The following is a 15,131-nucleotide window of genomic DNA, read 5'->3' as shown; positions in this document are numbered from 1 at the left end:
CTCAAGCGCGGGGCGCCGGCGCCAGCGGGCGCGGTTTGCCGAGCAGGAAGCCCTGGGCGAAATCCACGCCGATCGCCTTCAATTGCTGCAGCGTGTCCTGGTTGCTGACGAATTCGGCGATCGTGCGCCGGCCCATCAGGTGGCTGATCTCGTTGGTGAAGCGGACCATTTCAAAATCGACCTGGCTGCACCCCATCGCCTGGATGAAGGAGCCGTCGATCTTCACGTAGTCGACCGGCAACTGCTTCAGGTAGGCGAACGAGGCCATGCCGGTGCCGAAATCGTCGAGCGCGAAACTGCAGCCGAGCGCCTTCAACTCGTTGATGAACGACAGCGTCTTGTGCAGGTTGGCGGCGGCGCCCGTTTCGGTGATTTCAAAGCACAGTTTCTGCGGCGGCAGCGACGACGAGCCGATGCGCGCCACCGCGTATTGCCGGAACGCCGGGTCGGCCAGCGTGCGCTGCGACAGGTTAATGCTGCACAGCTCCAGCTCGGCGACGTGCTGTGGATGCTGCTCCAGCCACGCCAGGCTGTGGTCGAGCACCCAGCGGTCGATGCTGGGCATGATGTCGTAGCGCTCGGCCGACGGCAGGAAGGTGCCGGGCAGGATAGGGCCGGCGCTGCCGTTCTTCATGCGCAGCAGGATTTCGTAGTGCAGGCCCCGCGCCGCGCCGCCGAGCGCCTCGATGGGCTGGTAGAACAACTCCAGCTGGTCGGCCCGGAAGGCGTCGCCGACGCGCGTGGTCCAGTACATGTCGTTGCGCCGCTGCACCATCTCGACGTCGCCGCTTTTCTGGATGAGGACGCGGTTGCGGCCCGACTCCTTGGCGATGTAACAGGCGTGGTCGGCCAGCCGCAGCGCCTCCTCGACGCTGTCGGCGACGCCGTCGATGGGGATCAGGCCGATGCTCACGCCGAGCTGGAACGAGCGCTCCTTGCAGACGTAGCGGAAGGCGCGGGTGGTTTCAAGCAGCTTGTCGGCCACGCGCATGGCCTCGGCCTCGGTGCAATGCTCGACGATCAGCGCGAACTCGTCGCCGCCGATGCGCGCCAGCGTGTCGCGCTCGCGCACGTGCTGGCCATAGGCGTAGGCGAGCTGGCGCAGCAACTCGTCGCCGGCGCCGTGGCCGCAAGTGTCGTTGATGATCTTGAACTGGTCCAGGTCCATGTACAGCAAGGCGCTGTTTTTCTCGGCCGTCTCCTTGTTGCGGTCGAGCGCGCGCTGCAGGCGCACGCTGAATTCGCGCCGGTTGACCAGGCCCGTCAGCGCGTCGTGGGTGGCCTGGTGGCTCAGGCTGTCGAGCAGCCCGCGCGCCTCGGTCACGTCGTGCAGCACCAGCACGGCGCCGTCGGGGCGGCCGTCGGCCAGGTGCAGCGGCGCGCTGGCGTGCTCGACCGAATAGCGGCGCCCGCCGCGCGCCAGCAGCAGCGCGTGGCCGGGCGAGCTGACCGCGCGGTTTTCGCGCAGGCACAAGGCGATCGGATTGTCGGGCGCGGCGGCGCCGTCGGCGTCGCGCAGCTCGACCACGGCGCCGACCGCCTGGCCGCGCGCCTGCGCCTCGCTCCAGCCGGTCATGCGCTCGGCGGCGGCGTTCATGCTGTCGACCAGGCCGTCGAGGTCGGTGGTGACGACGCCGTTGGTGATCGCCTTCAGCGTCACCTGGGCGCGCTCCTTTTCCGCCTCGAGCAGCTTGCGCAGGCGCGTTTGCGCCTCGATGTCGTGCATCACCGACACCGCCACGCGGGCGACGCCGTCGTCGTCGTGCACCGGCGCGGCGCTGACGGAAAAGTGCGCCAGCGCGCCGTCGGCCTGGCGCGCCAGCACTTGCTCGGCGCTGGCCGGCGCGTCCTGCGCGATGGCGCGCGCCAGCGGATGCTCGTGCGCCGGCAGCGGCCGGCCGTCGGCGTCGGCCAGCTGGAATTGCGCGTAGTCGCGGTAACTGGGCAGCGCAAGCGGCGGCGTGCCGAACAGCCGCTGCGACACCTGGTTCTGGTACAGCACGGCGCCGCCTGGCACCTCGGCGAGCACGACCGACACCGGCATCTGGTCGAGGATCGCGGCAAAGCGGTTGCGCTCGGTTTGTATCTGCAGCGCCAGCGCCTCGCTTTCCTGCGACAGCAGTTTCCTGTCGTGGATGTCGACGTTCACGCCCATCAGCAAAAACGCCCGGTCGCGTTCGTTCCAGCGCCATTCGGCGCGCATGTAAAACCAGCGCCATGCGCCGTCCTTGCGGCGCAAGCGCAGCTCGCACGCCAGCGGCAACGCCGGGCATTGCTGGCGCACCGCGGCCAGCTGCGCGCCCCATCCCGGCGCGTCGTCCGGATGCACCAGCTTGTCCCAGGCGTCGTCCTGCTGGCCCAGTTCGTGCTCCTGATAACCGAGCATCCCGAGGAAGGCCGGGGAAAACTCGATGTGGCCGTTGCCGACCTGCCATTTCCACGTGCCGGCCTTGGCCGCCTCCATGATGCGCTGGGTTTCCTCTTTTTCATCGAGGCATTGTTCGAGCATTTTGTGGGGCGTCAGGTCCAGCGTGACCTTGGAGAAGCCGAGCAACTGGCCGCCGTCGTCGCGCAGCGCGGTCAGGGCGACGTGGGCGAAAAACAGCGAACCGTCCTTTTTCTTGCGCCACGTCTCTTCGCGGTAATAGCCGTGTTTGGCCGCCTCGCGCAGGTTGTGCGCCGGCCGGTCGCGGGCCACGTCTTCCGGCGTGTACAGGATGCCCAGATACTGGCCCACCGCCTCGTGGGCGAGGTAACCCTTCATCACTTCGGCGGCCCGGTTCCAGGTGGTGATGACGCCGTGCGGGTCCATCAGGAAAATCGCGCATTCCTCGATCTCTTCCGCCATCAGGCGGAACAGTTCCGCCGCCTCGTGCGGCACCGGGACGATGTCGTGTTTGGAATCGGATGTGCTCATGATAGTGGGCTGGCCTCGATACGGGGAAAAAGTGGACGTGGCGCAAGCTTGCCACGGGCGCAATTGGGCCGAATTCGGCCGTTACCGTATAGATCGTTTTTGCGCGCAAGCGTTCCCGCTTCGTCCACGGCGGCGGTTTTTCCACACCGCGGCAATGGCCTAGTCCGCCAACGTATTGACCAGGCCGTAGACGCTGTACCCGATCATATAAGGCAGCTGGTATTCGGGGAACGCGCTGGCGAAGCGTCCCTGTAGCGCCTGGTAATGCGCCTTGCTTCGCGCCGGGTCGCGCAATTCGCGCTTGCGCTGGCCCAGTTCATCGATATAGCCGGCCACCAAGGCCCGCGCCCGCGCCAGGTAGCGCTGCTGTTCACGCACGGCGTCGGCAACGGCGATTGCCTCGCCGCGTCCGCCATACAGCTTCGCCGCCGGTTTGCCGGCGGCCAGCGGCGGCAATTCGGCCACCGCGTCGGACCAGCGCCGCAGATCGGCGTGCGGCTTGCCGTCTACCAGGCCGCCTTCGAGCCACAGATGGGCCTTGGTATGCACCAGGTCGCCGACGAGCAGGTCGCCGGTGGCGTCGATGCGCACCACCACTTGGTGCGCCGCCACGCCGGGATTGTCGAGTTCGAACAAGGACAGCGTTTCGCCGGACTTCAGGCGAATGGTCGAGGACTTGGCAAACGTCGTCTTCACCTGCTCGAAGGCAGGGTAGGTGCCCTGCTTGAAGGCCTCGGCCACGTTCACCCAGAAGTTCTCCTTGTACGCATGCACCAGCGGCATGTCGGCGGCGACGGCCGCGCTGGTGATGGAGTCGACCCCGAGTTGGTGCAGGTAGGGCAGGCCATTGAACTTGTCCGGATTGGCGTGGGTGACGATGACGCGGGTGACAGGGGACGCGGTCTGGCGCTTCACTTGCGCCAGCATGGCGGCGGTCAGCGCCGGCACGAACTGGGTATCGATCAGCGTGACTTCCTGGCCGTCGTCATAATAATAAGTGTGGGTGTCGAAGCCGTTGGCGTCCGACGTGAACGTGCCCAGGGTGCCGGCGCACGCGGCGCCCGCCGCCAGTCCGGCGCAAGTTGCAAGCACCAGCGCGGCGAGCCGCGCCCATGCGTTTTGGCTGTTGCCGGCTGCAGCCGGGGCGCCGGTGGCAAACCGGCTTGCCGGCGCCGTTTTCTTGCCTATGATTGCGCTATGCATGTTCTCTCCTGTCGTGGTGGGGGGGCGGTACTGCTGGGTGCCAGTATGGTTGACAGTGCAATGGAGATAAACGGCGCCGCGCTTACTTAATTTGTAACCACCGGTTCGCAATCGACGGCTAGCCCAGCTTCGATGGATCTGCTTGGACGCGAGTGAAATTTGTCAACGATGTGCAAACTCGCGTAGAATGCGAGCTTCGCGGGTGTAGCTCAATGGTAGAGCAGAAGCTTCCCAAGCTTACGACGAGGGTTCGATTCCCTTCACCCGCTCCAATGAAAAACGGCGGAAACCTTCTTTCGCCGCTCCACAAAGCAAAACTCCACAAAGCGCTGAAATAGCTTTTCATGGTCGCGCATTTTTTATTTTTTGCCAATAAATTTCCCACATTTCAATTGCCGAGTCGGAAATTTATCCGAGAAACGCAGCGTTGTTTTCGTCTTTCGTCACATGAAAAACTTGCACTGCAAGCCCGCTACTCGGCGGAAGTGTAGATAGCTCGACTTGTGATTTTGGGTCATTACACATGTGGCAGTCTAATAGCGTTCGTAAGTATATGATTTTTAGGTGTATTATCTTAAAAATTCAACTTAATACTTGACGCCATTTAAGAAGGGCAGGATCGCTGTGCCAGACTTCCGCCACTTTGACCTGAAGCTTTTAAATCCCTCGTTCGATTCGCCGCTTGTCGATGTTCTAACGGAACTAGAACACTTGCGGCGCCTGAAACTTGGCGGGACAACGCCCGCATCAACTTTCTTCCAGCTAAAGCATATTTTTCACATGCTGGAAAGTCTGGGGTCTGCGCGAATCGAGGGCAACCATACGACTCTTGCCGACTATGTGGAGACTTCGGTGAAAGGGGGCACAAATGATAGCGACCAGGTACGCGAGATTTCCAACATCGAAAAGGCGATGCAATACGTCGAGGATGTGGTGACTGCGCATTCATCAGTCTCGGAACACTTCATCCGAGAGCTGCACGCGCTGGCAGTGCATGACCTGGAAAGGGAGGGCGACCGCACGCCCGGAGCATATCGAACGGGAGCGGTCCGCATTGCCAAGTCAGACCATCTTCCGCCAGACCCTGTCCTTGTACCTGGTTACATGGAAGAGCTGATCGGATTCATCAATCGGGATGATGCTCCCAAGTATGCCTTGATCAAGGTTGCATTGGCACATCATCGCTTTGGCTGGATTCACCCGTTTAGCAACGGTAATGGGCGCGTCGTGCGTTTGATGACCTATGCCCTTCTGATCAAGTACGGTTTCAATGTCAAGACAGGCGGGCGGGTGTTGAATCCGACTGCTGTCTTTTGCAACGACCGTGAGCGCTACTATGCGATGCTTTCTTGTGCTGACAACGGCACAGATAAAAGCCTGGACCTCTGGTGTACCTACGTTTTGCAAGGCATCTTGGATGAACTGCGAAAAGTTGACCGGCTGACGGATTACACTTTCTTGAAAGAGAAAATCCTGATCCCCGCGCTTGCCTACTCGGTTCAGCGGCGGCTGATAACGCATGAGGAGCAGGCGATTTTGCTCGAGGTGGTAAAGCTGGGCACAGCAAAATCTGGCGATCTGGCCAAGGTGATGCCTGGGCTAAATCCAGCTCAACGCACTTACCAGATCAAACGCCTGGTGGAAGGGAAGATGCTGCAGCCCATCAAGCCTGGTGCACGGCAGTATACGATGTGCTTTACGAATAACTATCTGCTTCGCGGAGCCATCAACGCGCTATCGAATGAAGGCTTCATCTCCGCGTCCTTGCTGGGCCCTGCCTGAGCAGGCATGAACGCGGCTTAGCGCGTCGGCATGACGATCTTCCCGCGTCATAGGTAATGTCGTTGCATGGTTCTCACGCTATCGTGTCCTAAGAGATCGCTGGCCGCAACGCGGCAGTGACGATGCTGCGAGCTTGCCCGAGCGCTTACGCCAAGGCGCGCCGCTCAATGCGCCGGACAAGGCTACGTTTTACTCCCCGGCGGCAACCGGCTATACCGACTACCCGGCCTTAAGCGCAAACTAGGCTTTGGGATGGTTGTTGGGGCCTACAACGGGCCTGCAGCCGGCGCCTGCCGCGTCGCCGCCTTCAGCCAGCTGCGAAACGCCTGCAGCGGCGGGTAGCTGGCGCGGCTGGACGGCCACGCCAGGTAGTAGCGCTCGGCGCTTTCGACCGGGCCGTTGATCGCTTCAACCAGGTCACCGCGCGCCAGTTCGCTTTCGATGAGGAACCGCGGCAGCAGCGCGATGCCCAAGCCCGAAATCGCCGCCTGCGTCGCCATGGCAAACTGGTCGACCAGCATGCCATGCACGTCGTCGGCCTCCACGCCCATGGCGCCCAGCCAGCGCCGCCAGGCGTCCGGACGGCTGACCATGTGCAGCAACGGCACTTTGACCAGGTCGGAGGCGGACGTGAATTGGTGGGTGGCCAGCAGTGCGCGGCTGCACGCCGGCACCACCGTCTCGTTCATCAGGAAGTCGAGTTCGGCGCCCGGCCATTCCGGCGGGCCGAAATGAATCGCCGCGTCCACCGATTCGAGGTTGAAATCGAATGGCGCCAGCCGCGTCGTCAGGTTGATGGTGATGCCGGGATTGTCGGCGAGGAATTGCGGCAGGCGCGGCGCCAGCCAGCGCGTGCCGAAGGTCGGCAAGATGGCCAGGTTCAAGGTGCCGCCCTGCGGATTGGCGCGAAAGCCCAGCGTCGCCGTCGAGATGCGCTTGAGCGCGCCGCGGATTTCCTCCGCGTAGGCTTCGCCGGCCTGCGTCAGCCGCACGGTCTGGCGCTCGCGCACGAATAAATCCGAGCCCAGCAACTCTTCCAGCGCGCGGATTTGGCGGCTGATCGCGCTTTGCGTGAGGTTGAGTTCGCTGGCCGCAGCGGTGAAGCTGCGGTGCCGCGCCGCCGCTTCGAAGGCGCACAGGACTGCCATTTGCGGAAGGAATCGACGGGGGATAGCCATACGGGTCATTCTACAATGGAATGATGTCAGGCGGCATTATCGTTTGACGCTGTCCAGCGTTGGCAACGATAATTTGGCTTGCCCCTAACGCCTTAGTAATGCTTCTTCAGCATGATGGCAGCGCTGCCGGCTTGATTGCGTGGCGGACTCAACCTCGGAAAAACACCATGTTCATGCACACACCACCATTCGTATCCACCGACGAGATCCGCTCTCGCTTTTCCAAGGCCATGTCCGATATGTACCGGCAGGAAGTGCCGCAATACGGCACCTTGCTGGAGCTGGTGGCCGACGTCAACGCCGCGGTCATGCAGGGCAATCCCGGCCTCGCCGGGCAATTGGCGCAGAGCGGCGAACTGGAGCGCCTGGACGTCGAGCGGCATGGCGCGATCCGCCTCGGCACGCCCGCCGAGCTGGCCAATATGCGGCGCATCTTCGGCGTGATGGGCATGCTGCCGGTCGGTTACTACGACTTGTCGGTGGCCGGCGTGCCGGTGCACTCGACGGCGTTCCGGCCGATCAGCGACGCCGCGCTGACGCGCAATCCCTTCCGTGTCTTCACCTCGTTGTTGCGCCTGGAATTGATCGACAACGCCGCGGTGCGCGCCGAAATCGAGGCGATCCTGAGCCGCCGCAACATCTTCACCGAGCGCGCGCTGGAATTGACGCGCCAGTTCGAAGCGACCGGCGGCTTGCTGTCGAGCGAGGCCGACGAGTTCGTCGCCGAGGTGCGCGAGACGTTCCGCTGGCACAGCGAGGCCACCGTCGGCGAGGATACTTACCACCGGCTGCACCAGGCGCATCGCTTGATCGCCGACGTCGCCTGCTTCAAGGGACCGCACATCAACCACCTGACGCCCAGGACGCTGGATATCGACGCCGCGCAGGCGGAAATGCTCAAGCGCGGCGTCGGCGCCAAGGACGTGATCGAAGGCCCGCCGACGCGCAAATGCCCGATCCTGCTGCGCCAGACCAGCTTCAAGGCATTGGAAGAGCGGGTCGCCTTCGTCGGCGCCGACAGTTCGGCGCAGGGCACCCACACCGCCCGTTTCGGCGAAATCGAACAGCGCGGCATGGCGCTGACCGGCAAGGGCAGGGCGCTGTACGACGAACTGCTGGCCGGCGTGCGCAACGCCGACCAGGCCGGCAGCGCCGGCGGCGACTACGCCCAGCGCCTGGCCACGGCCTTCCTCGCCTTCCCGGATGAGCTGGAGGCGATCCGCCGCGCCGGCCTGGCCTTCTTCAGCTACGCGCTGACCGGCGCCGGCAGCGCCGCCATCGGCAGCGGCAAGGACGCGGCCGCGCTCGACGAGCTCGTCGCCGGCGGCTACGTGCAGGCGCGGCCGATCACCTACGAAGACTTCCTGCCCGTCAGCGCGGCCGGTATTTTCCAGTCGAACCTGGGCGGCGCCGAGCAAAAAAGTTACGCGGCGAATGAGGCGAAAACCGCTTTCGAGGCGGCCTTGGGCGCCAGCGTGTACGACGAAATCGCGCTGTACCAGGCGCTCCAGTCGCAGTCCATCGAGGCGGTCCGCTCGCAGCTGCGCGGAGACGCGAACCATGCATAAGGATACCGGCGTGGAGGGACTGGCCGGCGGCGACGTCGTGCTGGCCGAGTTGAGCGCCATCGTCGGCGAGCGCGGCCTGCTGCGTGGCGACGACTGCCAGCCGTACGCGCAGGGCGCGCGTTACGGCAACGGCGTCGCGCTGTGCGTGGTGCGCCCCGCCACCACCGAGGAGGTCAGCGCGGTGGTAAAAGTGTGCGTCGCGCACCGGGTGCAGGTGGTCGTGCAGGGAGGGAATACCGGGCTGGTCGGCTCCAGCACGCCGGATAGCTCGGGCTTGCAGATCGTCTTGTCGCTCGGCCGCCTGCGCGGCGAGTGCGCGGTCGACGTCGCCAACCGCAGCGTGCGCCTCGACGCCGGTGTGACCTTGCAGGAGCTGAACGACAAGCTGGAGCCGCACGGCCTGTGGTTCCCGGTGGACCTGGGCGCCAACCCGATGATCGGCGGCATGATCGCCGCCAACACCGGCGGTACCCGGCTGATCCGCTACGGCGACGTGCGCCACAACCTGCTTGCCTTGGAGGTGGTGCTGTTCCACCCGGCCGGCGAAATCGTCCGCCTCGGTAGCGCGCTGCGCAAGGACAACACTGGCTACGACCTCAAGCAACTGTTCGTTGGCACCTCGGGCGTGGCCGGTGTGATCACCAAGGCGACGCTGGAAATCCACCCGCGGCCGAAACAGTCGGCCACCGCCCTGGTGGTGCCGGTGTCGGACGACGCCGTCGCCGAGCTGCTTGCCTCGCTGGAAGCCGAACTCGGCGATTTTTTCTCCGCGTTCGAGGGCATGTCGGCCAACGCCATGCGCGCCGCCATCGACCACGTGCCGAATTTGCGCAACCCCTTCGCCCCGGAGCCGATTCCCGACCTGGCCATCTTGATTGAACTGGAATCGAACGCCTCGCCGGCCTACACCGGCCTGGATCTGCAGGAAACGCTGAACCGCTTCCTGCAGGATAAATTCGAATCGTTGATATCCAACGCCGTCATCGGCAACGGCAAGGAACTCTGGCATCTGCGCCACGGCATCAGCGAAGGCGCGCGCAGCATCGGCAAGCCGATCGCCTTCGACGTCTCGGTGCCGCGTTCGCGCGTGATGGCGTTCCGCCAGGCGGCCAGCGCGCACGTGCAGGCCAATTTTCCGCATTTGCTGGTCGTCGATTTCGGCCACATCGCCGACGGCGGCGTGCACTTCAACGTCATCTGGCCGCACGCGGCCGCGTTGGCCTACGACCCGGCCATCGTGCAGCAACTGCGCGACGACATTTACGCCATGGTGGTGGAGCGTTTCGACGGCAGTTACAGCGCCGAGCACGGCATCGGCCCGCACAACCTGGCGTATTACCGCAAATACGCGGGCGCCCGGGCCATGGCCATGGCCGGCGGCATCAAGCGGATGCTGGACCCGCTGGCGCTGTGCGGCACGGTCGACTTCGGCCAAGCCGAGTAAAAGCGCCGCCAGCGCTCAAAAGAACCAGCGGCCGGGCCGCCGGGGTCGGGCCCCCGGGGTCCGCCCCCGGGCTTACGCTTTGGCTTTGATCATTTCAACGACAAACCCGCCCGGCTCCCTCGCCGGCGCCCCGGCCTGTTAAAATATCGCCTTTGCGGAATCGCATTTACGCGCAAGTCGCCAGCGCCGTCGCGGTTCTCCCGCAGTTCTTTTACCCGTTACCCACTATTCCCATGTCCTCAGATACGCCCCAAAACAGCCCAGCGCGGCCAATGATGTACGATCCGACCGAACACCGCATCCGCAGTTTCGTCACCCGCGCCGGCCGCCTGTCGATCGCCCAGGCGCGCGCGCTGGAAACGCTGGGACCGCAATTTCTGCTTGAATTCAACAAGGCGCCGCTCGATTTCGCGCAGACCTTCGGCCGCGGCGCGCCGACGGTGCTGGAAATCGGTTTCGGCATGGGCGACACCACCTCGCACATCGCCAAGGGCATGCCGGAGAAGGATTTCATCGGCGTCGAAGTGCACACGCCCGGCGTCGGCAGTCTGCTCAAGCAGATCGGCGAGCAGGAGCTGGGCAATCTGCGGCTGATCCAGCACGACGCGGTGGAAGTGCTGAACCATATGATTCCGGCCAACTCGCTGGCCGGCGTGCACGTGTTCTTCCCGGACCCGTGGCACAAGGCGCGCCACAACAAGCGCCGCCTGATCCAGGCGCCGTTCGTCAAGCTGCTGACCGAGCGCCTGGCGCCGGGCGGCTATCTGCATTGCGCCACCGACTGGCAGGAATACGCCGAGCAGATGCTGGCAGTGCTGGGCGCCGAAAGCGGCTTGGCCAACACCGCCGAAGGCTACGCGCCGCAGCCGGCGTATCGGCCGCTGACCAAGTTTGAAAACCGCGGTTTGCGGCTCGGGCACGGCGTATGGGATTTGGTGTTCGTCAAATCGTAGGTCGGATTAGCGCAACGCGTCATCCGACAATGTTGGCGCAAGCGTTTCGTGCCGGCTCGGCGCCAACCTTGTCGGGTTACGTCCCTTGGGCTAACCCGACCTAGCAAATTACGGGTACAGGCCGCGCACTTCGCGCGCTTCCAGCACGCGGGTGCACGCCAGGATGAAGGTGGCGGTGCGCATCGACACTTTCTTTTCCTGCGACACTTGCCAGATCGTGTCGAAGGCGTCGCGCATGATGCGCGTCAGGCGCGAGTTGATTTCCTCTTCGGTCCAGAAGAAGCTGGAGAAGTTCTGCGCCCACTCGAAGTAGCTGACGGTGACGCCGCCGGCGTTGGCCAGCACGTCGGGAATGATCAAGACGCCCTTGTCGGTCAGGATGTCGTCGGCCGCCGGCGTGGTCGGGCCGTTGGCGCCTTCCAGGATGATCTTGGCGCGGATCCGCCCGGCGTTGTCGGCCGTGATCTGCTGTTCCAGCGCGGCCGGTATCAGGATGTCGCAGTCGATGCCCCAGAACTGCTCGCGCGGCACGAAGCTGTCGGCGCCGGGGAAGCCTTCCACGGTGCCGGCTTCGGCCACGTGGGCCAGCAGGCGGGGAATGTCCAGGCCGCCCGGATGGACGACGGTGGTGTTCTGGTCCTGCACGGCCACCACTTTGGCGCCCGCTTCGGCGAACATGCGCGCGGCCACGCCGCCGACGTTGCCGAAGCCCTGCACGATGATCTTGGCGCCGGCGATCGGCATGCCGATCTTGGCGGCGGCGTCGCAGCCGACCACGTAGACGCCGCGGCCGGTGGCGTCGCGGCGGCCCAGGCTGCCGCCCAGCGAGATCGGTTTGCCGGTTACGACGCCGGTCGACATGTTGCCGCCGATCATGGCGTAACTGTCCATCATCCACGCCATCACTTGTTCGTTGGTGTTGACGTCGGGCGCCGGGATGTCTTTGTTCGGTCCGATGATGATGCTGATTTCACTGGTGTAGCGGCGGGTCAGGCGTTGCAGCTCGCCTTTCGACAGCGTTTTCGGATCGACGCGGATGCCGCCCTTGGCTCCGCCGTATGGCACGTTGACGGCCGCGTTCTTGACCGTCATCCAGGCCGACAGCGCCATCACTTCGGACAGGGTCACGTCTTGGTGGAAGCGCACGCCGCCCTTGCCGGGACCGCGCGACATATTGTGCTGCACGCGGTAGCCTTCGTAGTGGGCGATGGTGCCGTTGTCGCGCTCGATCGGCACGTCGACGGCCAGGATGCGCTTCGGACGCTTCAGCGTTTCGACCCAGCGCGACAGGCTGCCCAGGTAGGGCGTGACGCGGTCGATTTGTTCAAGGTAGTTGCCCCAAGGTCCCAGATCTTCTGGATTGAGATAGGAAGGCAGTTCGTGTTGACGAGTCATGCTTGATGCTCCTGACGATACGTTGGATGGCGCCGCGACAAGGCGCAGCGCGGCGAGATCCGAATCGTAGGGGAAGCCGCCCGGGGGCGGCCAATGCTTTGTGCGCATTTAACTATGCGTAACTTGCATAGTTTGATTTTTTACGTTTTCGACGCCCGGGGACGGCGTTTTCCGGCGCGCGTTTTGCCCGCCTGGGCCAGGTATTGCCACAGCCTTTCCACCACCGCCTTGCCCGGCCGCTGCGGCGACGGGCGCTCGCGGTAGAGGCGGATTTCCATGTCGATTTCCCATTCCGGGGTGCCGTTGTCGGCGCGCGCCAGCAGCTTTTGCTTGAGCTCGCGCGCCACCGCCGACTCCGGCAGGAAGGCCACGCCGCGGCCCTCCAGCGCCATCATTTTCAAGCCCTCGGCCATGTCGGTTTCGTAGCAGGTTTCCAGGTGCAGCGGCTGCTTGGCGTCGGTCAGCATCAGTTCGACCATGCGCCCCAGGTAGGCGTTGTTGGTGTAGGACAGGAACGGCAGCGGCGCCTCGGGGCTGCCGGGCAGCGTGAACTCGGGCGTGCGCGCCTTGTCGCAGCGGGCGTAGGCGCGCACCGCCTCGTGGCCCAGCACCAGCATGTCGTAATTGCCCGGGTCCAGTTGCACCGGCAGGCGCGGGTGGTAGTAGCACAGCAGCAGGTCGCAGCCGCCGTCGACCAGTTGCAGCACCGCGTCGTGGACGTTGAGGGCCATCAGGCGGCAGTTGATCGGCGCGAAGCCCTGCCCCAGCGCCGTCAGCCATTTCGGCATGAAGGTCAGCGACAGGTTGTGCGGCACGGCGAAGTCGACGCTGGTTTGCACCGCCGCGCGCTTGCCGCGCAACAGCGCGCGCACGCCGTTGATCTGGCCCAGCATTTCCAGCGCCTGCTCGTAAAACACCGCGCCGGCCGGGGTCAGGCTGGTCGGGTAGGAGGTGCGGTCGACCAGGTCGGTGCCGAGCCAGTTTTCCAGCGATTGGATGCGCCGCGAGAAGGCCGGCTGGGTCACGTGGCGCAGCGCCGCCGAGCGGCTAAAGTTGTTGGTCTCGGCGAGCGAGATGAAGTCTTCAAGCCATTTGGTTTCCATGCGAGATCGTAACCGCCTTTGGCGGCAAATGCAAAACCGCTTTCAAACATTATGCAAATCCGGCATAGATCCATGCAGACAAGGCATTTGCCAGCGGAGGGCGCGGCGGCGTAGAGTCGCCGGATAAAAAATACAGGGGGACATCATGCCGCATCATCGAACGCCAGGGCTGCCGCGCATTGCGCTGCTGGCCACCGGCGGCACCATCGCCGGCACCGCCGCCAGCAGCACCGCGACGGTCGGCTACACCGCCGCCACCGTCGGCGTCGGGCAGTTGCTCGACGCCGTGCCGGAACTGAAGGCGGTGGCCCACGTCAGCGGCGAGCAGCTGTTCCAGATCGCCAGCGAGAACATCGGCGACGCCGAGTGGCTGGTGCTGGCGCGCCGCGTCAACGCGTTGCTGGCCAGCGCCGACGTCGACGGCGTGGTGATCTCGCACGGCACCGACACCATCGAGGAAACCGCCTATTTCCTGAACCTGGTGGTGCGCAGCGCCAAGCCGCTGGTGCTGGTGGGCGCGATGCGGCCGTCGACGGCGATGTCGGCCGACGGCCCCGGCAATCTGTACCACGCGGTGGTGCTGGCGGCCAGCCCGGAGGCGGCCGGCAAGGGCGCGCTAGTGGCGCTGAACGGCCAGATCAACGCCGCGCGCGACGTCACCAAGACCAACACCTCGACGCCGGACGCGTTCAAGACGCCGGAGCTGGGCGTGCTCGGGTATATGCACGACAACCGGCCGGTGTTTTATCGCCAGTGCACCCGCCGCCATACGCTGGAGAGCGAGTTCGACGTCGGCGCGCTGGCGGCGCTGCCGCAGGTGGAGATCGTCTACGGCCACGCGAATATGAACCGGATCGGGATCGACGCCTTCGTCGGCGCCGGCGCGCGCGGCGTTATCCACGCCGGCGTCGGCGACGGCAGCATCGCCGCCCGGGTCATGCCGGCGCTGGTGGACGCGCGCCGCCAGGGTTGCGTGGTGGTGCGCGCCAGCCGCGTCGGCCAGGGTATCGTGGCGCGCAACGGCGTGGCCAGGGACGACGAGTTGGACTTCGTGGTGGCCGACACGCTGAGCCCGCAGAAGGCGCGCATCTTGCTGATGCTGGCGCTCAGCGTCACCGACGACACGCGCCAGATCCAGCGCATGTTTTACACCTATTAGGCGCGTCGCTTTGGTGCGGAGAAGGCCGCTTTGGCGCGGGTTTGCTTCTTTTTGAGGCGTTTGGGCCGGTCTTGGGCGGGCGCCGATAGCGTCCAGCTTGGCGCGCGTCATGGCACGCGTCTTGCGAATAACTAGGCGGGGGCGCGGCAACGCCGCTGCCGGTCCAGATCGTTTAGTGTATTCACGGGGGTTCGTATGAAGACCAGCGCCAGATCCATCACCCCGCCAGGGGTTCCGTCCAACGCGCCGCACGGCGGCCGCGACGCCGCCATGGCGCTGCCGCCGCCGCGGGTGCGCGCCGCGGCCTCGGCCTACCACCAGCAAAACCACGGCAGCTCGCTCGAACCGCTGCGCCAGCGCCGCGGTTTCTAGCTGCTTTCGCCGGACCTTCCGCTTTGTCGCGGGGCGGCTGGGCGGCACGCGTAATCC

Annotated in this window: 11 protein-coding genes and 1 tRNA gene; 7 read left to right on the top strand and 5 right to left on the bottom strand. The window is 64.8% G+C overall.

Features of this window, described 5'->3' with window-relative positions; genetic code table 11:
• Position 1: 1 nt before the first annotated feature.
• Complete coding sequence (locus ACFDR9_RS04200; protein ID WP_409030174.1) at positions 2-2,917, bottom strand: EAL domain-containing protein; 2,916 nt, start codon at positions 2,915-2,917, stop codon at positions 2-4.
• Positions 2,918-3,076: 159 nt separating this feature from the next.
• Positions 3,077-4,120, bottom strand: a complete 1,044-nt coding sequence (locus ACFDR9_RS04195; protein ID WP_409030173.1) for an MBL fold metallo-hydrolase — start codon at positions 4,118-4,120, stop codon at positions 3,077-3,079.
• Positions 4,121-4,318: 198 nt separating this feature from the next.
• Here ACFDR9_RS04195 and ACFDR9_RS04190 point away from each other — a divergent pair.
• Positions 4,319-4,392: transfer RNA gene (locus ACFDR9_RS04190), tRNA-Gly, on the top strand.
• Positions 4,393-4,714: 322 nt separating this feature from the next.
• Positions 4,715-5,902 carry a Fic family protein gene (locus ACFDR9_RS04185; protein WP_409030172.1) on the top strand — a complete coding sequence of 396 codons (1,188 nt, stop codon included), beginning with the start codon at positions 4,715-4,717 and terminating at the stop codon, positions 5,900-5,902.
• A gap of 266 nt (positions 5,903-6,168) precedes the next feature.
• On the opposite strand, the gene ACFDR9_RS04180 is transcribed toward ACFDR9_RS04185, so the two are convergent.
• Positions 6,169-7,080 carry a LysR family transcriptional regulator gene (locus ACFDR9_RS04180; RefSeq protein ID WP_409030171.1) on the bottom strand — a complete coding sequence of 304 codons (912 nt, stop codon included), beginning with the start codon at positions 7,078-7,080 and terminating at the stop codon, positions 6,169-6,171.
• Positions 7,081-7,253: 173 nt separating this feature from the next.
• On the opposite strand from ACFDR9_RS04180, the gene ACFDR9_RS04175 reads away from it, so the two are divergent.
• From ACFDR9_RS04175 to trmB, 3 genes are all read left to right on the top strand, one after another.
• Positions 7,254-8,648 (top strand): VOC family protein, encoded by a 1,395-nt coding sequence (locus ACFDR9_RS04175; RefSeq protein WP_409030170.1) that lies wholly within the window; start codon positions 7,254-7,256, stop codon positions 8,646-8,648.
• On the top strand, positions 8,641-10,092 hold the full coding sequence (locus tag ACFDR9_RS04170) for an FAD-binding oxidoreductase (RefSeq protein WP_409030169.1): 1,452 nt from the start codon (positions 8,641-8,643) through the stop codon (positions 10,090-10,092). Before ACFDR9_RS04175 ends, ACFDR9_RS04170 begins: the two co-directional genes overlap by 8 nt.
• Before the next feature lie 272 nt (positions 10,093-10,364).
• A complete protein-coding gene (trmB, locus tag ACFDR9_RS04165) occupies positions 10,365-11,045 on the top strand; it encodes a tRNA (guanosine(46)-N7)-methyltransferase TrmB (RefSeq protein ID WP_017879453.1) in 681 nt (226 codons plus the stop codon).
• A 108-nt stretch (positions 11,046-11,153) separates the two neighbouring features.
• Here trmB and ACFDR9_RS04160 read toward each other — a convergent pair whose 3' ends face one another.
• Both ACFDR9_RS04160 and ACFDR9_RS04155 read right to left on the bottom strand, forming a co-directional pair.
• Positions 11,154-12,440 carry a Glu/Leu/Phe/Val family dehydrogenase gene (locus ACFDR9_RS04160; protein ID WP_409030168.1) on the bottom strand — a complete coding sequence of 429 codons (1,287 nt, stop codon included), beginning with the start codon at positions 12,438-12,440 and terminating at the stop codon, positions 11,154-11,156.
• Positions 12,441-12,580: 140 nt separating this feature from the next.
• Positions 12,581-13,543, bottom strand: a complete 963-nt coding sequence (locus tag ACFDR9_RS04155; protein WP_017879451.1) for a LysR family transcriptional regulator — start codon at positions 13,541-13,543, stop codon at positions 12,581-12,583.
• A gap of 145 nt (positions 13,544-13,688) precedes the next feature.
• On the opposite strand from ACFDR9_RS04155, the gene ACFDR9_RS04150 reads away from it, so the two are divergent.
• Together ACFDR9_RS04150 and ACFDR9_RS04145 are read left to right on the top strand one after the other, a co-directional pair.
• Entirely contained in the window at positions 13,689-14,702 is a 1,014-nt protein-coding gene (locus ACFDR9_RS04150; RefSeq protein WP_409030167.1) for a type II asparaginase, read from the top strand.
• Positions 14,703-14,897: 195 nt separating this feature from the next.
• Positions 14,898-15,074, top strand: a complete 177-nt coding sequence (locus tag ACFDR9_RS04145; protein ID WP_017879449.1) for a hypothetical protein — start codon at positions 14,898-14,900, stop codon at positions 15,072-15,074.
• The last annotated feature ends 57 nt before the right edge of the window (positions 15,075-15,131 follow it).

The sequence above is a fragment of the Janthinobacterium sp. CG_23.3 genome, assembly GCF_046115965.1.
GTDB lineage: Bacteria > Pseudomonadota > Gammaproteobacteria > Burkholderiales > Burkholderiaceae_D > Janthinobacterium.
This window is presented reverse-complemented; position numbering and strand designations above follow the sequence as displayed.